This is a genomic window from Pseudomonas eutrophicaquae (assembly GCF_023544715.1).
In the GTDB taxonomy this organism is placed as follows: domain Bacteria; phylum Pseudomonadota; class Gammaproteobacteria; order Pseudomonadales; family Pseudomonadaceae; genus Geopseudomonas.
In genome coordinates, this window is sequence record NZ_JAMJEZ010000014.1 from 1 (window position 1) to 23,333 (window position 23,333).

A 23,333-nucleotide genomic window follows, 5' to 3' on the forward strand; every position below is an offset into this window, starting at 1 on the left:
CCAGGGGGCTGAGGCTGCGTGCATCGTTGGTCATTTTGAAAATACTGATTATGCTCTATCTTATTGCCGGATTAATACGCCAGTCCTCAAAGGAGTTCTAAAGATGCTCATACGCCCCTTGGCTTTGGCCGCACTGTTTGCCAGCACATTTCCCGTATTAGCGGCTGACTACCGTGTGGGAGATCTGATGGTTCATGAGCCGTGGTCGCGAGAATTGCCCCCTAATGCTCCGGCAGGCGCTGCGTATTTTGAAATACACAATGAGGGCGGCGATGGTGATCGATTGATCTCTGCCAGCACTCCGCGCGCTGCGCATAGCGAGCTGCATACCCACATCGAACGTGATGGCCTGCTGCGTATGGAAGAGGTTGCGTCTGTAAATACTCCAGCGAATCAGCGCGTCATGTTCCGCCCTGGAGGTTTGCATGTGATGCTGTTTGATCTGCAGCAGCCGCTGAAGGCCGGCGAGCGCTTCCCTCTCACGCTGGAATTTGAGAAGGCAGGCAGCCTGACGGTCGAGGTAGAAGTACGCGCGGCTGACATGCCTGCAGGACACGGTCACGGCATGGAACACGGGCATAAGGGGCACTAACACGCTCCCCTGCCCTCACTTGCGCACTGCCTGTACCAGAACCGTGCGCAAGTGAGGGTAAGCCTTCAGTTAATTCGCGCGCGGCGTGCGTAATGTCACAAACTCTTCAGCTGCTGTCGGATGGATGCCAATGGTCTCATCGAATATGGCCTTGGTTGCACCGGCTTTCATTGCAACCGCCAAGCCTTGCACGATTTCACCCGCCTCCGGCCCCACCATATGACAACCCAGCACCCGGTCATCCTCAGCATCGACAATGAGCTTCATCAACGTCCGCTCTTGTAGATCACCAAGCGTTAGTTTCATGGGTCTGAAGCGGCTCTCGAATACCTGAATACGGTGCTCCTGCTCCAGCGCCTGCTGCTCGGTGAGTCCAACCGTTGCGATATTAGGCAAGCTAAACACTGCGGTGGGAATCATTCGATAATCAACGGCGCGATACTCCTGCGGACGGAACAATTGGCGGGCCACCGCCATGCCTTCAGCCAGCGCCACCGGCGTCAGCTGCACCCGGCCAATGACATCACCGATGGCCAGTATGGATGGCGTGCTGGTGCGGTAATGCTCATCGACCGCAATGAACCCACGCTCATTTAGTGCCACACCCGCCGCATCCAGATTCAGGTTATCGAGCATGGGCCGACGGCCGGTGGCATAGAATACGCAGTCTGCTTCAAGCGTGCGGCCATCACGCAGCGTCGCCCGAAGACTGCCATCCACCTGTCGATCGATACGGGCAATGTCGCTCTCAAACTGCACATCCATGCCCTTTCTACGCAGCTCTTGTTCAAGGTGCTCGCGCACCGCGTCATCGAACCCGCGCAGGAAGCGCTCGCCTCGGTACAGCAAGGTGGTCTGCGAGCCTAATCCCTGGAAGATCGAGGCAAACTCAACGGCAATATAGCCGCCCCCCACCACCAATACCCGTGCAGGTTGTTCGGGCAGGTAAAAGACTTCGTTGGAGGTTGTGATCCACTCACGCCCGGGGATGTCCGGCACCTGAGGCCAGCCGCCCACCGCAATCAGAATGTGCGCGGCACGGTAACGCTGGCCATTGACCTCAACGGTATGGGCATCGACCAGCTGCGCGTGCCCTTCCAGAAGCGTTACGCCACTGTTGACCAACAGATTGCGATAGACGCCATTGAGACGCTGTATCTCACGATCCTTGTTGGCAATCAGGGTCGACCAGTCGAAATGAGCCTCGTGTACCGACCAGCCAAATCCTCGCGCTTGCTCCAGCTCTTCGCTGACATGCGCGCCGTACACCATCAGCTTCTTGGGGACACAGCCGACATTGACGCAAGTACCGCCCAGATAACGGCTCTCCGCCACGGCCACCTTCGCCCCGAAACCTGCTGCAAAGCGCGAGGCGCGCACGCCACCGGAGCCGGCACCGATCACGAAGAGATCGAAGTCATAGTTCATTTTTTACCTCAGGGCAGACAAGACAAGTTCCGAGCATACCGGCTCAGTAGGCCTGGCCGGTCTTGTAGAGATGCTCGTAACAGAAGTTGGTTGCATCAATGAAGCCTTCGGCACTGCCGCAATCAAAACGACGCCCTTTGAATTTATAGGCCAGCACGCAACCTTCCTGGGCCTGGCGCATCAGTGCGTCAGTAATCTGGATTTCCCCGCCTTTGCCTGGCGGCGTTTCTTTGATCAAGTCGAAGATATCCGGGGTCAGGATGTAACGACCGATGATCGCCAGGTTGGACGGTGCGTCTTCGGGCTTGGGTTTTTCAACCATGGTATGCACGCGGTAAATATCTTCGCGGATCATCTCGCCGGCGATCACGCCATAGCGCGAGGTTTCGGAGGCAGGTACTTCTTCGATAGCCACAATCGAGCAGCGGAACTGCTTGTAGAGCTTGACCATCTGCGTCAGCACACCATCCCCTTCCAGGTTCAGGCACAGGTCATCAGCCAGCACCACCGCAAAGGGTTCATCGCCAATCAATGGGCGCCCGCTGAGGATGGCGTGCCCCAGTCCTTTCATCTCGACCTGGCGGGTGTAGGAGAACGTGCACTGGTCGATCAGGCGGCGAATGCCGACCAGATACTTCTCCTTGTCGGTGTCACGGATCTGCTCTTCCAACTCATAGCTGATGTCGAAATGGTCTTCCAAGGCACGCTTGCCGCGCCCTGTCACGATTGCAATCTGCTCAAGGCCGGCCTCCAGAGCTTCTTCAACGCCGTACTGGATTAGCGGCTTGTTGACGATGGGCAACATTTCCTTGGGCATAGCCTTGGTAGCCGGGAGAAAACGTGTGCCATAGCCAGCAGCCGGGAACAGACACTTTTTGATCATGAAGGGCGCAACCTTGCGATAGGGAAAATACAGGATACGCAGTCTAATCAGGTGGTCCGGTGTCTGACAACGCGGTCAGCAGGAAGCCTCATCGCCTGATGACTACGAAGGATTGGGCTTTCAATTTCAATAAGCACAATATGATTATGTTAAACAAGGTCTCTTTGCTGACGGTGTTTAGTTGATCTCGTCACGCACTGCTTCACCCAGCGACCTGCCTTCAGTCTTTCGTTGGCATAATTCACAGATTGAGATACCCAGCCATCGGCATGTCGGCACCTTGTCGCGCTGCGTGCGGCCTTCGCCTAGGACTTTGCATGAGCACCCCTTCCAGCCCAAAACATCTGGCGTCTGTTGCGACCGCACTATGGCAGCAGACCGCTGTACTGATCGGCTGTCTGCTGACCGGCCTGAGCACTGCTCTGCTCAGTGATCACGGCGCCACACTATTGGCCTGGCCTTTCATGGTCGTGTGCGTCCTGGCCGGTGTACTGACCGGCCCCCGTGCCATCGCTGGTACCTGGCTGGCAGCCACCCTGCTTCTGCTCTGGATGATGGATAACGCCCACAATTTGTTGCTCGATCTGACGCAAACGCTGATACCCGCAGCCTGCGCGGGAGTCAGTGGCTGGCTGACGCAGAAGCGCCTGCGCGAGCATCAGCCCCCCGCTACGCCTGAACCCTTGCTGCCGTCGCGCAGTCCGCGTGGGCAGCCTGATGATCGCCTGATCGAAGCCCTGCCTCAGGCACTCTTGATCAGCAGCGACGGTTACTGCAGCCACGCCAGCCGCGCTGCGCTGCAGCTGCTGGGCACCTCGCACAGTGCATTGCTGGGTCAGCCGTTGCTTGAATGGGCTTATGCCGAAAGCCAGGCCGCACTGCAGCGTCACCTGCAGCAGCGCCCGCCCGATGCGCCCCCCTTGCCCGCCACTCCGATACACCTGCAGCGCGCCAACGCCAAAGACCTCTGGCTGAGGGTTCACTCCGTCCCCTGTCACTACCGGGGGCGGCCCGCGACGCTGCTGTTGCTAGAGGAACTGGCGCCGATGCAAGGTGATGCCGGGGATGACCTGCTGTTCAGGCTGTCCCAGGATCTGCTGGCCTATCTGGATGATGACGGCCATCTGCTGCGCATAAACCCCGCCCTTGCGGCACGCCTCGAGCCCTCGACACGCCCGTTCCTCGGGCAATCGCTCAGCGACGTGCTGCATCCTGACGATCGCCCTCATCTTGAGCAGGCGCTGCACCAAGCCTTGCAGACACAGACTCCGCAGCGTCTCGAGACACGCCTGCGAAGCCCGTCACAACAGTGGCTCTGGGTGGATTGGCAACTGTCCGCCCACGGCGCCGGCTGGCTGCTCTGCGGCCGGGACACCACCGAACAGCATCGTCATCAACAACTGCAGCATATGGACCGCGCCACGGCGCCGCAGGCGGCTACCGCACATGACGCCCAGATTGAGCACGCCCTCACCCGCCTGCTGGACCACCTGATCGAAGGGGTACTGACGCTCGATACGCACGGGCGGATTCTGCACAGCAACCCCGCGGCGCAGCGTCTTTTCGGCCTCGAATCCGACGCACTGACCCGCCTGTCCCTGCCGCAGCTACTCTCAAGTCCTGATCGCGATCACCTGCAAGAGGCGCTGATCAGCCACGCGGCCGGCGAAGACACGCCGTGGCTTGCGCAGCGGCTTGAGCTGCACGCCCAGCACCGCAGTGGACGCACGCTGATCCTGGAGCTGAGCCTGTTCCAGCACACCTTGCGCGGTCATACGCAGTGGGTGGCGACGCTGCGTGACATCAGCGAGCGCCGGGTCTTGATCGACAGCCTGACCGAGGCGCGCCGCGAGGCTGAGCAGGCCAGCGAGGCCAAATCCAGCTTCCTCGCCACCATGAGTCACGAAATTCGCACCCCCATGAATGGCGTGCTGGGCATGCTCGAGGTGCTGGCCCACACCCCGCTGGATGCGCAGCAAGAGGAAATGGTTGGCGTCATTCGCGACTCGGCCACCCTGCTGCTGGGCATCATCAATGACATTCTGGATTTTTCGAAGATCGAAGCCAGCCGACTGGAAATCGAGTCCGTAGCGCTGTCCAGCGCCACCCTGATCGAGCAAGTCTGTGCCCTGCTAGATCGACAGGCCCTACAAAATGGCGTCGAGCTGACACTGTTTACCGACCCGCAGATTCCCGCCTCGCTGCTGGGCGATCCTCTGCGCCTGCGTCAAGTGCTGGTCAACCTGCTGGGCAACGCCATCAAGTTCTCCCGCCACGAGCAGGGCCATGGGCGCGTCGAAGTCCGCAGCCGTCTGCTGTCACGGGATCAGGCCATGGTGCACCTGGAAATCAGCGTGCGCGACAACGGCATCGGCATCAGCGCCGAGGCCCAGCGTCATCTGTTCCAGGCCTTCACCCAGGCCGACAGCTCGACCACCCGGCGTTTTGGCGGCACCGGTCTGGGGCTGGCCATCTGTCATCGACTGGTGACGCTGATGGGCGGGCGCATCGAAGTGGACAGCCGCCCAGGCGAGGGCTCCACCTTCCGCGTGCTGCTGAGCCTGCCGCTCGCCGAATCAGCTGCCGCGCCGACTACGCAGCGCCTGGATGGCGTATGCGCCCTGATCGTCGGCCTACGCGAGGGGCTGCTGGCGGATCTGGCCTGCTATCTCGAGGACGAGGGCGTCTGGCTGAGTCATCTGCCGACACTCAGCAGTCCGCTGACCGACCGCCTGGCCCGGCGCGCGCAGTTCTGTCTGATCAGCGCGGATCACGCTGCTCCCAGCCAGGCCCAGCTCGAAACTGCCGCACAAGCCTGGCAACTGCCGGGGCTGCCCTTCCTTTGCATCGGCCATGGCGAACAGCGCCAGGCACAGCGCCGGAGCGACACGCAGGTGCAGATTGATCGCCATCTGCTGCGCCGCAACAGCTTTATCGAAGCCGTCGAGCTGACCCTCGGCCGGCGCGTCGAGCCGGTGCGCCGTGCGGCCACCACGCAGAGCTTGAGTGCGCCCAGCCGGGCCGAGGCGCTGGCCAGCGGCCGGCTGATACTGCTGGCTGAAGACAACGCCATCAACCAGAAGGTCTTGCTGCGCCAGCTGGGGCTGATCGGCCTGACCGCCGATGTGGCCAATGATGGTGTCGAGGCGCTGCAGCGCTGGCACAGCGGTGACTATGCCCTGCTGCTCAGCGACCTGCAGATGCCCAATATGGACGGTCTGCAGCTGGCCCAGGCCATCCGGGATGCCGAGGGCCCGGTGCAGCATCTGCCGATCATTGCCCTGACCGCCAATACCCAGCAGGGCGCCATCCAGGCCTGTCTGGCCGCCGGCATGGACGACTACCTGAGCAAGCCGGCCCAGATTGAGGAGCTGCGGGCGATGATCGAGCGCTGGCTGCCGCCGCGCGCCAGCGCCCCCGCGCCCGCGGCAGTAGTGCCGGCGCCAGCACCCACGGCTTCTCCCGTTGCCACAGCGCCAGTGTCACCTGACGCGCCCCCCAGCGCCTTCCGCGCCAGCGATCCGCGCACCCTGGATCTGGATGTGCTGCGCGCGATGGTGGGTGACGAGGATGAGGTGCTGGACGAGTTTCTCGCGGACTTTCGGGCGGCGGCAGCGCGCATGCTGGATGAGCTGGACGAGCGCCAGATGCAGGACGATGCCGCCGCCATCGCCAGCCTCGCGCATCGCCTCAAGTCCAATGCCCGCTCGGTCGGCGCCCTGAACATGGGTGAGCTGTGCGCGCGCCTGGAAGAAGCCGGCAACCAGCGCCAGCCCGGTGCTCCACGGGCAGCGCTGCTGGAGGCGCTGCGTCAGGAGTGGGAACACGTTGCCGACGGCATCGACCGACGGCTCGGCTGAGGCTGTGGTGCGGCGCGACAATGGTTTATCCTGCATCCGCGCCGCACCGGCCCACCCTTCTTACGGACCCCTGGTACGCCACGGACATGACGCTCAACAAAAAGTATCCCGCCACCATCCTGGTCGTCACCGATGACCAGGCCGATGCCGTTATCGTGCAGAACCAGTTGCGTCCCGAGTTCAACCGGGTCCTGCTGGCGCTGGACAGCGAGCGCCAGGTGGCCAATTTCGACCAGCATCTGCCGCAGGTGCTGGTCCTCGCCTTCAAGGATCTGGACAGCGCCGAGCAGTTCTACCTCAAGCTCTACCGGCAGAGCCGCGAGATCCACCAGCACCCGCACCGCACCATCGTACTGTGCAGCAAGGATGAGGTGCAGGATGCGTATGAGCGCTGCAGCAAGGGCGTGTTTGACGACTATGTGCTGTTCTGGCCGATGGCCTACGATCCGATGCGCCTGTGCATGTCCACCCTGACCGCCGTGCGTGAACTGCAGGCCCGCCAGCAGGCCGGCCAGCCCATCGCACGCCTGCAGGTCCTCGGCAGTGAGTCCCCAGCCCTGCGCACAGAACCTGCCAGCCCCCAGCCTGCTGCTGAGCCGGCTGCACCTGAAACGCTGGTGCGTCCGCAGATTCTGCTGGTGGATGACGATGAGTTCGTCCACAAGATCGTCGCCCGCCAGCTCGATGCCGCCCGCTACGAACTGATCACCGCCGCCGATGCCACGGAAGCGCTGCGTATCCTGCGCAACCTCACCCCCGACCTGGTGCTGCTGGATATCGTCATGCCCGGTGTCGATGGTCTGGAGGCCCTGCGGCGTTTTCGCAGCATGCCGGCCCTGGCCAAGGTGCCCTTCGTCATGCTCACCGGCAAGAGCGAGGAGCAGGTGGTGGTGGAAAGCCTCAAGCTCGGCGCCAGCGACTTCATTGCCAAACCCTTCGATCGCGCCACCCTGCTGGCCAAAGTGGCACGCTTTGCGCCACTGCCCGGTGCCGCCACCTCCTGAATCTCTCGCCGCTCACCCCCTCCGGTGAGTGCCACTACGTCTGGAAACGATCTTGGAACTGTTCAAAGAATTTACTTTTGAGGCCGCCCACCTGCTGCCCCATGTACCCGCTGGCCACAAATGCGGACGCCTGCACGGCCACTCCTTCCGTGTGGCCATCTACATCGAGGGCGAGGTCGATCCGTATACCGGCTGGATCCGCGACTTCAGCGAGATCAAGGCGATCTTCAAACCGATCTATGACCGCCTCGATCACTACTACCTCAACGACATCCCAGGCCTTGAGAACCCGACCAGCGAGAACCTCTCGCGCTGGATCTGGCAACAGCTCAAGCCGCTGCTCCCGGAACTGTCTCGGGTACGGGTGCATGAAACCTGCACCAGCGGCTGCGAATACCGCGGCGACTGAGCCCGGCGCGCAGCATGGTCTCGCCCTGTAGCGCCCCGCCGGTCCGCATGCCGTTACCGCCTTCGCCCCGCCAGCGCCAGCCAGGCCTTGACCTGCTCAAATGGCTGGCGCTGGCCAGCATGCTGATTGATCACCTGCGCTTTCTGCTGCCGGCAGACCCTGTGCTACAGGCCAGCTTCATCCCCGGACGACTGGCCTTTCCCTGGTTCTGCCTGGCGCTGGCCGCCAATATCGCCCGCCAGCCTCCCGGCCGGTTCGCTGCCAGCCAGATCCAGTATCTGGGCACCCTGCTGCTGTTTGCACTGCTCAGCGAACCCGCCCATGACCTGATGCTGGGCAATACGCTGCGCTTCAACATCTTCTTCACCCTCGCCTTGGGCTGGCTGCTGGCCTGGGCCGTACACAGCCGCCAATTGACTGCCCTGCTGTTAGCGGTGCTATTGGCGCTGGGCAGCCAGCGGCAGGCCGCGCAGATCACCTATGGCCTTGAAGGGGTGCTGCTGCCGGCGCTGTGTTTGCTGGCCCTGCAGCATCGCCTTGGATGGCTGGCGGCCAGCGCCGGGGCGCTGCTGGCCAATCTGAATCCCCGGCTGCTGGCGCATCTGCTGGATGGCCAGATCCGCGCCCTGCTGATCACCGGCGTCTGCCTGCTTGCCGTGCCCCTCGGCCTGTGGCTGCTGAACAGCCGCACGATCGCCCGCTGGCGCATCGCACCGGTCGGTCGCTGGGCCTATGCTTTTTATCCAGTGCACATGCTGGCGATTGCCACCCTGGCCAGCGTGCTGGCCCGCCCCTGAATGCCCCTCAAGGATTGACCGACCATGCGCCTGATCCACACCTCCGACTGGCACCTGGGCCAGACCCTGCACGGCCAGGACCGCGACCACGAGCACCAGGCCTTCCTGAACTGGCTATTGGAGCAGCTGGAACAGCAGCAGGCCGACGCCCTGCTGATCGCCGGCGACATCTTCGATACCGTCAACCCGCCCTTGCAGGCCCAGCAGCGCCTCTACGACTTCATCGTCGCCGCTCACCAGCGGCTGCCGGCGCTGGAAGTCGTGATGATCGCCGGCAACCATGATTCGGGCAGTCGTATCGAGCTGCCAGCAGCTTTGCTAGCACGCCTCAATACCCACGCCCGTGGACGGGTGCGCTGGCTGGAGGATGCCGTCCTCGACTGTGAACACCTGCTGCTGCCGCTGCACAACGCTCAAGGCCAAGTGGCGGCCTGGTGCATTGCACTGCCCTTCCTGCGTCCGGCTGAGGTCACGGGCGGCGCGCTGGGCGAGCACTACCTGCCGGGCATGACCCGCGTACACCAGACACTGATCGAGGCCGCCCAGATCCGGCGCCAACCGGGCCAGGCCCTGATAGCCATCAGCCACGCCCATATGGCCGGCGGCGCCGTTTCGGCTGACTCTGAGCGAAATCTTGTCATCGGCAATGCCGAAGCGCTGCCGGCCAGCCTGTTCCCCGAGAGCCTGGCTTATGTAGCGCTTGGTCACCTGCACCGCCCGCAGCAGGTGGCGGGGCAGGCGCGCATCCGCTACAGCGGATCGCCCATGCCGCTGTCGTTTGCCGAAGTCGATTATCCCCACCAGATCCTCTGTATCGAGCTGGACGGCGAGCAGCTGGGGAGCGTTGCAGCCCTGCCCGTACCGCGCAGCGTCGGCATGCAGCGGGTCGGCCCGCTCCCTCTGGAGCAGACACTCGCCACGCTCAGCGCACTCGAAGCCTGCTCCTTACCTCGCGAGCAGCAACCCTGGCTGGAGGTGCGCGTCAGCCTGGATGCCCCGCAGCCGGATCTGCGTCAGCAGATCGAGCAGGCCCTGGAGGGCAAGGGCTATCGTCTGGTGCGGATCGCCAGCCATTATCCGAGGGCGCAAGGCAGCCCCTCGCCGGAGGGCGATGCGCTGACCCTGCCCGATCCGGCCACCCTCTTTAGCCAGAGCTGGCAGGCCCGTTACGGCCAGCCGGCGGATGCCGAAGTCATGGCGGATTTCGCCACCCTGCTCGAGGCCGTGAGCCTGCAAGGAGAAACGCTGTGAAGATCCTCGCCATCCGCCTGAAGAATCTCGCCTCGCTGGCCGGTGAGCAGGTCATCGACTTCACCCAAGAGCCCCTGGCCAGTGCCGGGCTGTTCGCCATCACCGGGGCCACCGGTGCCGGCAAGAGCACCTTGCTGGATGCGCTGTGTCTGGCGCTATTCGGGGAGACGCCGCGGCTGAAGTTGGCCGGCAATCAGGCCAGGATTCCCGATGCCGCCGGCGATCAGGAGACCCTGACCAGTAATGATGGCCGTAACCTGCTGCGCCGTGGCTGCAGCAGTGGCTACGCCGAGGTGGATTTTCTCGGCGTGGACCAGCGCCGCTACCGTGCCCGCTGGGAGGTGCGCCGCGCCCGGGAGCGGGCCACCGGCCGCCTGCAAGCCAGCCAGCAGAGCCTGCAGGATCTGGAAACCGGCCAATTGCTGTGCAGCGCCAAGCTGGACTTTCAACAGCGTATCGAGGTCTTGCTGGGCCTCAACCATGCCCAGTTCACCCGGGCAGTGCTGCTGGCGCAGAGCGAGTTCAGCGCCTTTCTCAAAGCCAGTGACAACGAGCGCGGCGAGCTGCTGGAAAAGCTCACCGACAGCCAGCTGTACAGCCAGCTGGGACAGGCTGCCTTCCTGCGTGCCCGTGACGCCCGCGAGGTGCTGCAACGGCTGGAGCAGCAACTCGGTGAGCGAGCACCACTGGAGGAGGCCGACCGTCAGGAGCTTGAGCAGCAACACCGTCTGCTCGCCCAGACGCTCAGCGACCTGCGCCAGCAGCAAGAGACTCTGACGCAGCAGCGCCAGTGGCGCCTGACCCTCGCCCAGCTGGAAGCCGCCGAACAGCAGGCCAGCGACACCCTGGCCCAGCGGATGGCCGCGCATGCCGCCGCAGCCGCGCAGCGCCAGCAGCTGGCACTGCTGGAACAGCTGGCCCCGGTGCGCCATGCCTTCCTGCGTCTGGCAGAGCTCCCCGAGCAGCAAGCCGGACTGGAACAGCGTCTGGCGCAATACCAGCAGCAGGCCCACCGCCTGCAGCAACAGGTCGAGCAGCAGGCCCAGCTAACCCAACAAGCCCTGCAGCGCTGGCAAACTGCCCAGCAGGCTCGCCAGCATGCCGCGGCACCCTTGGCCCGCGCTTGGCAACTGGAGCAGCAGCGCGAGGTGCTGGACGCGGCACTGACGCGCAGCCACAGCCAGGCAATGGCCGCCCAGCAAGCACTGGCACACAGTGAAGAGCACCTGCACGCCCAAGCCGCTGCACAGACGCAGGCCCGGGGCCAGCTCAAACAACTGGATGCCCACCTGCAGCGCCATGCCGCCCTGCAGCCGCTGTGCGAGGCATGGGAGGGGCAGATCATCCATCTGCGTCAGGCCCTGCAGCTGGCCAACCGCATGCGGCAGGGCGAGCGCGAACAGCCACTGCTCGACGCCGCCTGCGCAGAGGCCCACCAGCGCCACCAGCAGCTGCACGCCGAATGGCAGGCGCTGCTGGCGCCCTTGCAAGGCATCAGCCCGGCCGAGGCACTGACCGCCCTGCAAGCTCCGCTACGCACCTGGCGTCAGCAGCTCGAACAGCTCGAACACGTGCTGAGCCAGCTGCAGCACTACCAGCAGCTGCAGGCACAGCAAGCGAGCGATCGCCAGCAGCATGCGCAGCTGATTGCTCAGGAAGCCCACTGCAAGGCCGAAGGCCTGGCCCTGCGTCAGGCGCTGGATGAGGATGAGCGGCAGCTGGCCGTGCAACAGGCCTTGCTCGAACGCCAACGCCTGCTGCGTAGCGCCAGCGTCGAGGCGCTGCGTAACCAGCTGCAGCCGGGTGAGCCCTGCGCGGTGTGCGGCAGCCTTGAGCATCCCTATCACCAGGACGATGCCCTGCTGGCCGCAATCGCCGAGGCCGACCTCACCGCCCTCAAGCCCCTGCGCGAGCAGATTGCTGAGCAGCAGATGAAGCGGGGCGAGAGGGTCCGGGAGCTGCTGGAGCTACGCGAGCGCCGCGCCGCGCTCGACGCGCAGCAGGAGCGGCTGGAAACCGAGCGCCGGCTGCTGCAGCAAGCCCTTCAGGCCCAGGGCATTGCCCCCCACGCTGACCGTGCGGCGCTGCTGGCCACCCAGCAGCAGCTGCGCGAGGCCATTGATAGCGCCGAGCAGGAACAAAGCACCCTGCTGACCCTGCAGCAGCAGAGCCAGCACCTGCAGCAGGCTTGTCATCTGACCGAGCAACAATGGCGCGACAGCCAAGCCCTCGTGCAGCACCAGCAGCAACAGCTGACCCAGGATCGCCGGCAGCTGGCCGAAGCCGAGCAGGCCTTCACCCGCCTGATGCCCGAAGACTGGCTGGCCCGCTGGCGACAGGACCCTGCTGCCACCCTGCTGGCGCTGGAGCCGCAAGTGCAGGAACAGCGCGAGGCCCGTCAGCAGCGTGAGAGCCTGCAAGGCTTGCTCGGCGAGCTACAAACCCGCATCGCCCAGCTGCAACTGCAGCGTGACCATGCCGAGCAGATCCTCCTCACCCTGCAGCAGCAACAGGCCGAGCAACGCGAGCAGGCGGCGCACAACCGCCAGCAGCTGGCCGAGTGTCTGGGCGAGTTTCCTAGCGCGGCCGCTTGGCAGCAATACCTGGAACAGCAGGACGCGCAGCAGCATCAAGAGGCCCAGGCGCAGCAGCAGCGCTTGCACAGCGTGCAGCAACAGCTGATCCGCCTGGACAGCGAACAGCGCAATCTCCAGCAGCGTCTGGACGAGCTGCGGGATGAGCAGCGCCAGCTCGCCGCAGCACTGGCCGACTGGCGCCAGCGTCAGGTAGCGCTGGATGACGATCAGCTGCTGACGCTGCTCGCGGTCGATCCCGCGCAGCTCGAACCCCTGCGCCAGCAGCTGCAGCAGGAAGAGCGCCAACTGGCCGAAGCACGCACCCGCCTGCAGGAGCGCCAGCAGCAACGTGCGGCGCACCGCAACCAGATGCCCGCGCCGGCGGCACTGGAGCAGCTGGAGGCTGCGCTGCAGCACACCCGCGTGCAGCTTGAGCAATACGATCAGGAGCTCACCACCTGTCGCGCCCGGTTGCTGGATGATGACCAGCGCCGCGCGGCCTGCGCCCACTTGCAGGAGCGCATCCAGAGCGTCCGGCAGGAGCACCAGCGCTGGGCGCGGATCAGCGACCTGATCGGCTCCGCCGATGGTGCGGCCTTCCGGCGCATCGCCCAGGCCAGCAACCTGGACCTTCTGGTGCGCCATGCCAACGTCCAGCTCACCCAGCTGTCGCGGCGCTACCGCCTGCAGCGCGGCGGCAGTCCGCTGGGGCTGTTGATCTGCGATACCGAGATGGGCGATGAACTGCGCTCGGTCCACTCGCTCTCCGGGGGCGAAACCTTCCTGGTGTCACTGGCGCTGGCGCTGGGGCTGGCGGCGATGGCGTCCAGCACACTGCGCATCGAATCGCTGTTCATCGATGAGGGGTTTGGCAGCCTGGACCCGGAGTCCCTGCAACTGGCGATGGACGCTCTGGACGGCCTGCAGGCGCAGGGCCGCAAGGTCGGCGTGATCTCCCATGTTCAGGAGATGCACGAGCGCATCTCGGTGCAGATTCGCGTCCGGCGCCTGGGCAATGGTGCCAGCCGGCTGGAGGTCAAGGGCTGATGCGCCGCACCGCTCACCTTCTACTGCTGATCGCCGGCTGCTGGCTGGCGCTCCCCGCCCGTGCCGAGCCGGTGCGGCTGATCGAGGTCTATCAGCAGGCGCGCGTGCATGATCGCACCCTGGCGGCCGCCGAAGCCGAACAGGCCGCCCGCGCCGAGCAGGTGCCTCAGGCACGCGCCGCCCTGCTGCCCCAGCTGGAAGCCCGCCTGAGCCTCAGCGATACCCGGCTGGACGATACCCGCACCCTGCAGCGCAGCGGCACGCTGTATCAGCTGACTTTAAGCCAGGCCCTGCTACGCGCCGATCGCTGGTTCGCCCTGCAGGCGGCTGAATCCGGCAGCCGACAAGCGGCCTTGCAGCGCGCCGACAGCGAGCAGCAGCTGATCCTGCGCAGCGCCGAGGCCTACCTGGCCGTTCTGCAGGCCGAGGACGAGCTGGCCGCCAGCCGCGCCGAAGAGCGCGCCGCGCAGCAGCAGCTCCTCGGCGCGCAGGCCCGTCTGGACACCGGACTCGGCGAGCGCACGGCCCTGCTGGAGGCCCAGGCCGCTCGCGACAGCGCCCGCGCCAGCCGTCTGGACAACGAGCGTGCCCTCATCGATGCCCACGAGGCGCTGGAAACCCTGAGCGGCCGCGCCCAAGGCCTGCTGGCGGCGCTGGCCAGCCCGCTGCCGCTGGGAGTAGCCGAGGGCGAGCAGGCGGCGGACTGGGTAGACACCGCCCGCCAGCGCAACCTGGCCCTTAAAGCCAGCGCCGCCGGCGTCGAGGTCGCCGGACAGACCCTGCGCCAGCGCAACGCCGCGCATGCCCCCAGCTTCGAGCTCGTGGCCCAGCATCAGGAAGGTGACCGAGATCGTCTTGTGATGAGCAGCGCCTCCACCGGCAGCGGGGCCGCCTCGATCAGCCAGCAGAGTCTGAGCCTGCAACTCACCGTGCCGCTTTACAGTGGCGGCCTGACTAGCGCACAAAGCCGCGAAGCCCGCCAGCGTCTGTTGCAGAGTGAAGCATTGCACGAAGGGCTGCAGCGCGATCTCATCGAACAGGTGCGTACCCTGTACCGGGCCGTGAGCAGTGCAAACAGCCGGCTCGAGGCCCGCGCACAGGCACTGCGCTCACGCAGCAGCGCCCTGCACGCCAGTGAACTGGGTTACCAGCTCGGCACCCGTACCCTGCTGGATGTCCTGGATGCGCGGCGCCAGCAGTTTGCCGCCCTGCGCCAGTACCAGCAGGTCCGCTACGCCAGCCTGCTGGATCAGCTGCGCCTGCGCCGTGCCGCCGGGCTGCTGACCCCCGACGATCTGTTGCAGCTGCATCCCGCGCAAGTAAAGGCCCACGATCCACAGAGCCTGCTGACCTGCCTGACTGTCGAGGGAGCGGACGATACCGCCGCACCCGCCGCCCACACGAGACCCTGCCCATGACCTTGCCCTCCTTGCGCCGCGCCCTGCTGCTCCTGTCCCTGCCCGTCCTGCTCGCCGGCGCCTGGGCCCTCCGGCAGCACCAGCAGCAGAGTGCTCGGGATGAGTTTTTGATCTCCGGCAATGGCCGCCTGGAAGCCACCGAAATCGATGTGGCGAGCAAACTGCCCGGGCGCATTGCCCAGATCGCGGTCAACGAAGGCGACATCGTCGAGCCCGGCCAGCTGCTCGCTAGCATGGACACCCGCAGCCTCGAAGCCCAGCAACATCAGGCCGAGGCCCAACGCCGCCAGAGTGAAACCGCCATCCTCACCGCCCGTGCCCAGGTGACCCAGCGTGAGAGCCAGCAGCGCAGCGCCGAGGCACTGGTCGTGCAGCGCCAGGCGGAGTTGAGCGCCGCCGAGAAGCGCTACCGGCGCAGCGAAGCTCTGGTACAGAGCCGCGCCATCTCGCGCCAGCAACTGGACGATGACCTCGCCGCCCGGCAGCAAGCCGCCGCCGCCCTGAGCGCCGCCCGTGCCCAGGTGCAGGCCGAGCAGGCCGCGGTCGAAGTCGCCCGCTCCCAGGTGCTGGAGGCTGAATCCGCGGCGCTGGCGGTACGCGCCACCCTAGAGCGCCTGCAGGCAGACCTTGAGGACAGCCAGCTCAAAAGTGACCGCACGGCCCGCGTGCAATACCGCATCGCCCAGCCGGGCGAGGTGCTGGGGGCCGGCGGCAAGCTGCTCAATCTGGTCGATCTCTCCGACGTCTACATGACCTTTTTCCTGCCCGAGCGGGTGGCCGGGCGGGTGGCGATCGGCAGCGAAGCCCGCCTGATCCTAGATGCCGCGCCGCACTATGTGATCCCGGCCCAGGTAAGCTACGTGGCCAGCGTCGCCCAGTTCACGCCCAAGATGGTGGAGACCGCCAGCGAGCGGGAGAAGATGATGTTTCGCGTCAAGGCACGCATCGACCCTGCGCTGCTGCGCCAGCATCGTGAGCAGGTAAAGACCGGGCTGCCGGGAGTCGCCTGGCTCAAGCTCGATGAGCACGCCGAGTGGCCGGCCCATCTGCAGATCGGCCTCCAGCCATGAGCCACCGGCCAGACTCCGTGGCGCAGCTGGCGGGCGTCGGCCTGCGTTATGGCCCGACCTGCGCCCTGGAGGATATCCAGCTGGAGATTCCCGCCCGGCAGATGGTCGGCCTGATCGGCCCGGACGGGGTCGGCAAGTCCAGCCTGCTGGCCCTGATCGCCGGTGCCCGCCAGCTTCAGCAGGGCTATCTGCAGGTACTCGGCGGGGACATGCGCGATGCCACGCACCGCCGCGCCGTCTGCCCGCGCATCGCCTACATGCCCCAGGGGCTGGGCAAGAACCTCTACCCGACCCTCAGCGTGGCCGAGAATCTGGAATTCTTCGCCCGCCTGTTCGGCCAGCCCCCTGTCGAGCGCCAGCGACGGATCGAGGCACTGACCCGCAGCACCGGCCTGTATCCGTTTCTCGCCCGCCCGGCCGGCCAGCTCTCCGGCGGCATGAAGCAGAAGCTCGGCCTGTGCTGCGCGCTGATCCACGATCCTGACCTGCTGATCCTCGACGAGCCGACTACTGGGGTCGATCCGCTGTCGCGCAGCCAGTTCTGGGCGCTGATCGGGCGGATTCGCGCCGAACGGCCCGCGATGAGCGTGCTGGTCGCCACCGCTTACATGGACGAGGCACAGCGTTTCGACCAACTGGTGGCCATGGACGCCGGGCGCATCCTCGCCACCGGCAGCCCCGCCGAGCTGCTGGCGCGCACCGCCAGCGCCAGCCTTGAGGCTGCCTTCATCCACCTGCTGCCGGAGGAAAAGCGCCGCCGCCACCGCGCCCTGCACATCCCGCCGCGCCAGAGCAGCGAGGTGGCCGCCATCGAGGCCCACGATCTCAGCATGCGCTTTGGAGACTTCGTTGCGGTGGATGCGGTGAGCTTTCGCATCGAACGCGGGGAGATCTTCGGCTTTCTTGGCTCCAATGGCTGTGGAAAGACCACCACCATGAAGATGCTCACCGGCCTGCTGCCGGCCAGCGAGGGCGAGGCGCGGCTGTTCGGCAAGCCGGTCGATCCCCATGACCTGGCGACCCGCCAGCGGGTGGGGTACATGTCGCAGGCCTTCTCGCTGTATGGCGAGCTGAGCGTGCGGCAGAACCTTGAGCTGCACGCCCGGCTGTTCCATATCCCCGCCGCCGAGCGCGAGGCGCGCATCCAGGAGATGCTCGAGCGCTTCGAGCTGGCCGACTCCGCGGACAACCTGCCCGAGCGCCTGCCGCTGGGCGTGCGTCAGCGCCTGTCACTGGCCGTGGCGGTGATCCATCGCCCGGAAATCCTGATTCTCGACGAGCCGACCTCAGGGGTCGATCCAATCGCCCGCGATGGTTTCTGGGAGCTGCTGGTGCAGCTGTCCCGCGAGGATGGTGTGACCATCTTCATTTCCACCCACTTCATGAACGAGGCGCTGCGCTGCGACCGCATCTCGCTGATGCACGCCGGCCGCGTGCTGGACAGCGACACCCCGCAGGCGCTGATCGCCAAGCGTGGGCTGCCGGATCTGGAAAGCACCTTCATCGCCTACCTGCGCGAGGTCACGCCCGAAACCACGATGCCGAACAGTCGCACGGTGACCTTGCCGCCCGCGGCCGATGGCATATCTCCGCCACCGGCAGTGCAGGCGCGCTTCAGCCTGCGCCGCCTGTTCAGCTACAGCCGCCGCGAATCCATGGAGCTGCGCCGCGACCCGGTGCGCGCCACCCTGGCGATGCTCGGCACCGTGCTGCTGATGTTCATCATGGGCTATGGGGTCAGCTACGACGTGGAGAACCTCACCTACGCGGTGCTTGATCGGGACCAGACCACCAGCAGCCAGCGCTATCTGCTGAACATTGCCGGTTCACGCTATTTCACAGAGAAAGCCCCGCTCACCGACCATGCGCAGCTCGATAGCCGCCTGCGCAGCGGCGAGATCAGCCTGGCGATCGAAATCCCGCCAGGCTTTGCCCGTGACCTCAAACGGGGCGCCCGCCCGCAGGTTGCCTTCTGGATCGACGGGGCCATGCCGATGCGCGCCGATACCGTGCAGGGCTATGTGCAGGGGATTCACGCCCGTTATCTGCAGGAGCTGGCGCAATTGACCGGGACGGAGGCCGCGCCACTGGTCGATGTGGCGATCCGCTACCGTTACAACCCGGATGTGGCGAGCCTGCCGGCGATGGTGCCGGCGATGATCCCGATTCTGCTGATGATGATCCCAGCGATGCTCACCGCCCTGGGCGTGGTGCGTGAAAAGGAGCTGGGCTCGATCATCAACTTCTATGTCACCCCGGTAACCCGCCTGGAGTTTCTGCTCGGCAAACAGCTGCCCTACATCGCGCTGGGCATGCTCAACTTTCTGACCCTAGTGCTGCTGGCGGTAGGGTTGTTTGCCATCCCGATCAAGGGCAGCCTGCTCGCCCTATGCCTGGGGGCTTTGCTTTACGTCACCTGCGCCACCGGGCTGGGGCTTTTGATGTCCTCGATTTTGCGCAGCCAGATCGCGGCGATCTTCGGTACCGCCATCGCGACCCTGCTGCCGGCGATCCAGTTCTCCGGGCTGACTCACCCGATCTCCGCGCTGGAAGGCCCGAGCGCCTTTCTCGCCCAGCTTTACCCGACCAGCCACTTTTTGATCATCAGCCGCGGGGTGTTCTCCAAGGCGCTCGGGCTGGCTGAGCTGTGGCCCTACCTGCTGCCGATGCTGGCGGCCGTCCCGCTGCTGACCCTGGCCAGCGTGGCGGGTCTGCGCAAGCAGGAGCGATGACATGCGCGCCCTCAGTAATATTTTCCAGCTTGGCCTCAAGGAACTGCGCAGCCTGCAGCGCGACCCGGCACTGCTGGCCTTGATCATCTATGCTTTTACCCTCGCGATCTACACCAGCGCCACCGCCCTGCCCGAAGCCCCGCACCGCGCCAGCGTCGCGGTGGTCGATGAGGACCGCTCCCCGGCCTCAGCGCGGATCCTCGACGGCCTGCAGATGCCCTATTTCATGCCGCCGGCACACATCGATCTGGCCACCCTGGACCGCGGCATGGACGAGGGCCGCTACACCTTCACTCTGAACATTCCACCCAACTTCCAGGCCGATCTGCTCGCCGGGCGCAGCCCCAGCGTGCAGCTCAACGTCGATGCCACCCAGGTCAGTCAGGCCTTTACCGGGGCCGGACATATCCAGCAGATCATCACCCGCGAAGCCAGTGCCTTTGTTCAGCCGCAGGCGGGGGAGACGCCAGCGGTGGACGCCGTGATCCGCATAGCCTTCAACCCCAACCTGATGCGCGCCTGGTTTGGTGCAGTCAACGAGGTGATCAACCAGATCACCCTGCTAGCCATCATCCTCACCGGCGCGGCGCTGATCCGCGAGCGCGAGCACGGCACCATCGAGCATCTGCTGGTCATGCCGGTCACGCCGCTGGAGATCATGCTCGGCAAGGTCTGGGCGATGGGACTGGTGGTGCTGGTGGCGGCCACCTTTTCGCTGCAGGTGGTGGTCGGTGGCTGGCTGCAGGTGCCTTTGCAGGGTTCGCTGGCGCTGTTTGTCGCCGGCTGTGCGCTGCACCTGTTCGCGGTGACCTCGATGGGGGTCTTTTTAGGCACGGTGGCGCGTTCCATGCCGCAGCTGGGTCTGTTGGTGATTCTGGTGCTGATGCCTCTGGAGATTCTCTCCGGCGGCATCACGCCACGCGAGAGCATGCCCTGGCTGGTGCAACAGGTGATGCTGGTGGCACCCACCACCCACTTCGTCCAGCTCGCTCAGGCAATCCTGTTTCGCGGGGCGGGGCTGGAGACGCTCTGGCCACAGTTGCTGGCCCTCGCCGCCATCGGCGCTCTGTTCTTCACCGCCGCCCTGAGCCGGCTACGCAAGTCACTGCGCTAAAGAGTCCGGTATGCCGTGACCTGATGATGACCCGCTGCAGAGCGGCGCAGCCCTTCAGCGGGAGGCCGGCGCGGCCGGCAGCAGGACGCGCGCGCACAGACCACCCAGCGCCGGGCTGTCCTCGAGTTCCAGGGTACCGCCGCAGGCCTCGGCGATGTCGCGCACGATGGCCAGCCCCAGGCCGTGCCCCGCGACCTGCTCGTCGAGCCGCTGGCCACGGGCGATGACCTCACGACGACGCTCCGGCGCGATGCCGGGACCATCATCCTCCACGGCCAGCCAATAGCCTTCAGCACCGCGCCCGGCACTGCACAGCACCTGGCTGTCGGCCCACTTGCAGGCGTTATCCAGCAGGTTGCCCAAAAGCTCCAGCAGATCCTCGCGATCACGCGGGATGCTCAGGCCGGCCGGCGCCTGCCAGTGGATGTCCACATGGGGATGCACCAGCGCGAGAGTACGGCACAGGGCGGGCAGTTCGCTGCTGCAGTCAAAGTGCGCGCCGGGCAACGCCTCGCCGGCCAGGCGCGCGCGCCCCAGTTCGCGGGCCAGGCGCTGCTCGATCTGCTGCAGGGGCTCGCGCAGCGCACGGCGCAGCGCCGGTTCAGCGCGCAGCTCCTCACGCTCGAGCAGACTGAACAGCACGGCCAGCGGGGTCTTCAGGGCATGCCCGAGGTTGCCAAGACCGTGACGTGAGCGCTGCAGCGTCTGCGCGGTATGGCGCAGCAGGTGATTGAGTTGCCCGACCAGCGGCGACAGCTCACCCGGTACCTGCTCATCAAGCTGAGTCAGACGCCCGGCCTGCAGCTCGGCAATCTGCGTGCGGACCTGCTCCAGCGGACGCAGGGCCCGGCGCACGCTCAGCCACTGCAGCAGCAGGGTCAGCAGCAAGGCGCCACCGCCGAGCAGCGCCGTGAGCCAGCGGATGCGGGCGAACTGGTCTAGCACCGGGGTGTAGTCACTGGCCACTGTGATGCTCAGCCGCTGGGCGAAGCGCTGGTAATCGCCACGAAACACCAGCAGCTGCTGATCGATCACCCCGGCCTGCAGATCAGCCTGCAGACCCGCCGTGGCAGGCTGGGGCAGATCACTGTCCCACAGCGAGCGCGAGCGCCAACGGCCCTCAGGGAAGTCGATGCGAAAATACCGCCCGGAATAGGCGCGCTGAAAGGCCGGTGCCAGGCGCGTCTCATCCAGCTGCAGACCGGCCGGGCCACGCACCAGCGCCGCCAGCAGCCCCTGCGCCTCCTCTTCCAGAAGGCCTGCGTGATAGCGGCGCAGGCCATCGTCGAGCAGCCACAGGCTGCCTTGCAGCAGCAGCAACCCCACCAGCAGCAGGATGCTGGCCAGCCCAATGCCCAGCCGCTGCTGGATCGACCTCATGCCGGGGTATCCGCCGCACCGGCGTAGCGATAACCCTGCCCGCGACGAGTCTCGATCACCTCACGCCCGAGCTTGCGGCGCAGGTGGTTGACATGCACCTCGATGACGTTCGATTCCCGCTCGCTTTCGCCATCGTAGAGATGGTCATTGAGCTGGCTCTTGGAGAGGATCTGCCCGGCGTGCAGCATGAAGTAGCGCAGCAGGCGAAACTCCGCACCGCTCAGACTGATTTCCTCATCGCCGCGGCGCACACACTGGCGCGCTTCATCCAGCACCAGACCCGCGGCACTCAGCTCGTTCTGATTGGCCAGCCCGCGTGCCCGACGCAGCAGCGCCTGAATGCGCAGGGCCAGCTCCTCAGGGTGGAACGGCTTGCTGAGATAGTCATCAGCCCCGGCCTTGAGCCCCTCGATACGCTCCGCCCAGCTGGCCCGCGCCGTGAGGATCAGGACCGGCACACTCAGCCCGTCCGCGCGCCAGCGCTGCAATACCTCAAGACCGGGCAGCCCCGGCAAGCCCAGATCAAGCACGATCAGGTCATAGGGCTCCGTGGCGCCCTGCACCAGCGCATCGCGGCCATCGGCCAGCCAGTCCACGGCATAGCCCTGGCGGGTCAGGTCGCTCAACAGCTCATCGGCCAGCGTGACGTTATCCTCGACCAGCAACAGGCGCATCAGTCGTCCTCCTCGTCCTTGAGCAGACGCCCGGTCACTGCATCGAACTCCAGCTCACGCACCTGCCCGTCACGGGTCAGCAGTTCGATCTCGTAGAGGTAGTGATCGTCATCCTCTTCCAACTCGACTTCCAGAATACGCGCCTGCGCATACCGCTGGCGCGCCTGCTGCAGCACGTCGCTCAGCGGCAGGATGATGCCCCGCTCACGCAGGCGCAGCGCCTCGTCCTGACTGAGGTCACGAGCAAGGGCGCTGCTCTCCCAGAGCAGCAGCGGCAGCGGCAGCAACAGGCAAAGCAGGCGTTTCATCAATCGTCCTGATGGTTCTTGAGGATCTGGCCGGTGGTGGCATCCAGCTCAAGGTCCCACATCACCCCGCGCGGGTCACGCAGCTCAAGCTGGTAAATGTAGCGGCCATATTCCTCTTCCAGTTCGGTTTCTGCAATTGATGCCCCCGGATGCTGGGCGCGTGCGGCCGCGTTGAGCTGCTCAAAGGGCAGGATCGTACCGGCATCGCGCAGGCGAATGGCCTCGTCAGGGCCAAGGTCTCGGGCCTGGCTCAGGGTCGGCACCAGCACCAGGGCGAGCAAAGCAGGAAGGGTCAGCAGCGTTTTCATGGGATCACTCCGAAGCGGATAGGGATTCAACCGGCACAAGCCTTGCGCACTGAACTTAAATCATCCTGAAAGCGCAGCCGGCACCCCGCCTCACGAGCGTAGGCTGGCCGCATCGCGCGACACACCCTTGGCGCTGATCGGGCTTTTCGGGCACAATAACGCCCGTTTTTGCCCGACTCCATCCACGGGCCATCCTAAAGTAATTGAGGGCTTTACCGCATGTCGAAAGAAGACAGCTTCGAAATGGAAGGCACTGTCGTCGACACCCTGCCCAACACCATGTTCCGCGTGGAGTTGGAAAACGGGCACGTCGTTACCGCGCACATCTCCGGAAAGATGCGCAAGAACTACATCCGCATCCTGACCGGTGACAAGGTGCGCGTCGAACTGACGCCCTACGACCTCAGCAAGGGTCGCATCACCTACCGCGCCCGCTGATCTCAGCGACCGGACAGGTCAACTGCTCATACAAAAACGCCCGG

At 65.3% G+C, this 23,333-nt stretch carries 18 protein-coding genes; 12 read left to right on the forward strand and 6 right to left on the reverse strand.

Annotation, left to right across the window (positions count from 1 at the left end; all coding sequences use genetic code 11):
- Nucleotides 1–592, forward strand: a 592-nt coding sequence (locus MXC11_RS07980; RefSeq protein WP_250007436.1) for a copper chaperone PCu(A)C, incomplete at its 5' end; no start/stop codon positions are given.
- Between the two features lie 69 nt (nucleotides 593–661).
- Here the strand turns inward: MXC11_RS07980 and gorA are convergent.
- Nucleotides 662–2,020 carry a glutathione-disulfide reductase gene (gorA, locus tag MXC11_RS07985; protein WP_250007441.1) on the reverse strand — a complete coding sequence of 453 codons (1,359 nt, stop codon included), beginning with the start codon at nucleotides 2,018–2,020 and terminating at the stop codon, nucleotides 662–664.
- A gap of 43 nt (nucleotides 2,021–2,063) precedes the next feature.
- Nucleotides 2,064–2,903 carry a UTP--glucose-1-phosphate uridylyltransferase GalU gene (galU, locus tag MXC11_RS07990; protein ID WP_250007446.1) on the reverse strand — a complete coding sequence of 280 codons (840 nt, stop codon included), beginning with the start codon at nucleotides 2,901–2,903 and terminating at the stop codon, nucleotides 2,064–2,066.
- A gap of 317 nt (nucleotides 2,904–3,220) precedes the next feature.
- Between galU and MXC11_RS07995 the strand changes: the two genes are divergently transcribed.
- The 10 genes from MXC11_RS07995 to MXC11_RS08040 all read left to right on the forward strand — a co-directional run bounded on the left by MXC11_RS07995 (nucleotide 3,221) and on the right by MXC11_RS08040 (nucleotide 20,181).
- Entirely contained in the window at nucleotides 3,221–6,763 is a 3,543-nt protein-coding gene (locus MXC11_RS07995; RefSeq protein ID WP_250007451.1) for an ATP-binding protein, read from the forward strand.
- A gap of 86 nt (nucleotides 6,764–6,849) precedes the next feature.
- On the forward strand, nucleotides 6,850–7,767 hold the full coding sequence (locus MXC11_RS08000; protein WP_250007456.1) for a response regulator: 918 nt from the start codon (nucleotides 6,850–6,852) through the stop codon (nucleotides 7,765–7,767).
- Between the two features lie 52 nt (nucleotides 7,768–7,819).
- Nucleotides 7,820–8,176 carry a 6-carboxytetrahydropterin synthase QueD gene (gene queD / locus MXC11_RS08005; RefSeq protein WP_250007463.1) on the forward strand — a complete coding sequence of 119 codons (357 nt, stop codon included), beginning with the start codon at nucleotides 7,820–7,822 and terminating at the stop codon, nucleotides 8,174–8,176.
- Between the two features lie 47 nt (nucleotides 8,177–8,223).
- Nucleotides 8,224–8,973 carry a TraX family protein gene (locus MXC11_RS08010; RefSeq protein ID WP_250007470.1) on the forward strand — a complete coding sequence of 250 codons (750 nt, stop codon included), beginning with the start codon at nucleotides 8,224–8,226 and terminating at the stop codon, nucleotides 8,971–8,973.
- A 24-nt stretch (nucleotides 8,974–8,997) separates the two neighbouring features.
- On the forward strand, nucleotides 8,998–10,224 hold the full coding sequence (locus tag MXC11_RS08015; RefSeq protein ID WP_250007475.1) for an exonuclease SbcCD subunit D C-terminal domain-containing protein: 1,227 nt from the start codon (nucleotides 8,998–9,000) through the stop codon (nucleotides 10,222–10,224).
- Nucleotides 10,221–13,847 (forward strand): SbcC/MukB-like Walker B domain-containing protein, encoded by a 3,627-nt coding sequence (locus MXC11_RS08020; RefSeq protein WP_250007481.1) that lies wholly within the window; start codon nucleotides 10,221–10,223, stop codon nucleotides 13,845–13,847. The genes MXC11_RS08015 and MXC11_RS08020 overlap by 4 nt, the downstream gene beginning before the upstream one ends.
- Nucleotides 13,847–15,265 (forward strand): TolC family outer membrane protein, encoded by a 1,419-nt coding sequence (locus tag MXC11_RS08025; RefSeq protein WP_250007488.1) that lies wholly within the window; start codon nucleotides 13,847–13,849, stop codon nucleotides 15,263–15,265. The genes MXC11_RS08020 and MXC11_RS08025 overlap by 1 nt, the downstream gene beginning before the upstream one ends.
- A complete protein-coding gene (locus tag MXC11_RS08030) occupies nucleotides 15,262–16,335 on the forward strand; it encodes an HlyD family secretion protein (RefSeq protein WP_250007493.1) in 1,074 nt (357 codons plus the stop codon). Before MXC11_RS08025 ends, MXC11_RS08030 begins: the two co-directional genes overlap by 4 nt.
- Nucleotides 16,332–19,067: a ribosome-associated ATPase/putative transporter RbbA gene (gene rbbA / locus MXC11_RS08035; RefSeq protein WP_250007498.1), complete on the forward strand. Its 2,736-nt coding sequence runs from the start codon at nucleotides 16,332–16,334 to the stop codon at nucleotides 19,065–19,067. The genes MXC11_RS08030 and rbbA overlap by 4 nt, the downstream gene beginning before the upstream one ends.
- Before the next feature lies 1 nt (nucleotide 19,068).
- Complete coding sequence (locus MXC11_RS08040) at nucleotides 19,069–20,181, forward strand: ABC transporter permease (RefSeq protein WP_250007504.1); 1,113 nt, start codon at nucleotides 19,069–19,071, stop codon at nucleotides 20,179–20,181.
- A 54-nt stretch (nucleotides 20,182–20,235) separates the two neighbouring features.
- On the opposite strand, the gene MXC11_RS08045 is transcribed toward MXC11_RS08040, so the two are convergent.
- From MXC11_RS08045 to MXC11_RS08060, 4 genes are read right to left on the reverse strand one after another with little or no spacing between them, the layout of a single operon-like run.
- Complete coding sequence (locus tag MXC11_RS08045; protein ID WP_250007511.1) at nucleotides 20,236–21,561, reverse strand: sensor histidine kinase; 1,326 nt, start codon at nucleotides 21,559–21,561, stop codon at nucleotides 20,236–20,238.
- Nucleotides 21,558–22,235, reverse strand: a complete 678-nt coding sequence (locus MXC11_RS08050; RefSeq protein WP_250007518.1) for a response regulator transcription factor — start codon at nucleotides 22,233–22,235, stop codon at nucleotides 21,558–21,560. The genes MXC11_RS08045 and MXC11_RS08050 overlap by 4 nt, the downstream gene beginning before the upstream one ends.
- The gene (locus MXC11_RS08055) at nucleotides 22,235–22,543 is read right to left on the reverse strand and encodes a PepSY domain-containing protein (RefSeq protein ID WP_250007536.1); all 309 of its coding nucleotides are present in this window, start codon (nucleotides 22,541–22,543) and stop codon (nucleotides 22,235–22,237) included. Before MXC11_RS08055 ends, MXC11_RS08050 begins: the two co-directional genes overlap by 1 nt.
- Nucleotides 22,543–22,851, reverse strand: coding sequence for a PepSY domain-containing protein (locus MXC11_RS08060; protein WP_250007543.1), 309 nt, complete (start codon nucleotides 22,849–22,851; stop codon nucleotides 22,543–22,545). Before MXC11_RS08060 ends, MXC11_RS08055 begins: the two co-directional genes overlap by 1 nt.
- Before the next feature lie 219 nt (nucleotides 22,852–23,070).
- On the opposite strand from MXC11_RS08060, the gene infA reads away from it, so the two are divergent.
- Complete coding sequence (gene infA / locus MXC11_RS08065) at nucleotides 23,071–23,289, forward strand: translation initiation factor IF-1 (protein ID WP_002553999.1); 219 nt, start codon at nucleotides 23,071–23,073, stop codon at nucleotides 23,287–23,289.
- Nucleotides 23,290–23,333: the final 44 nt, after the last annotated feature.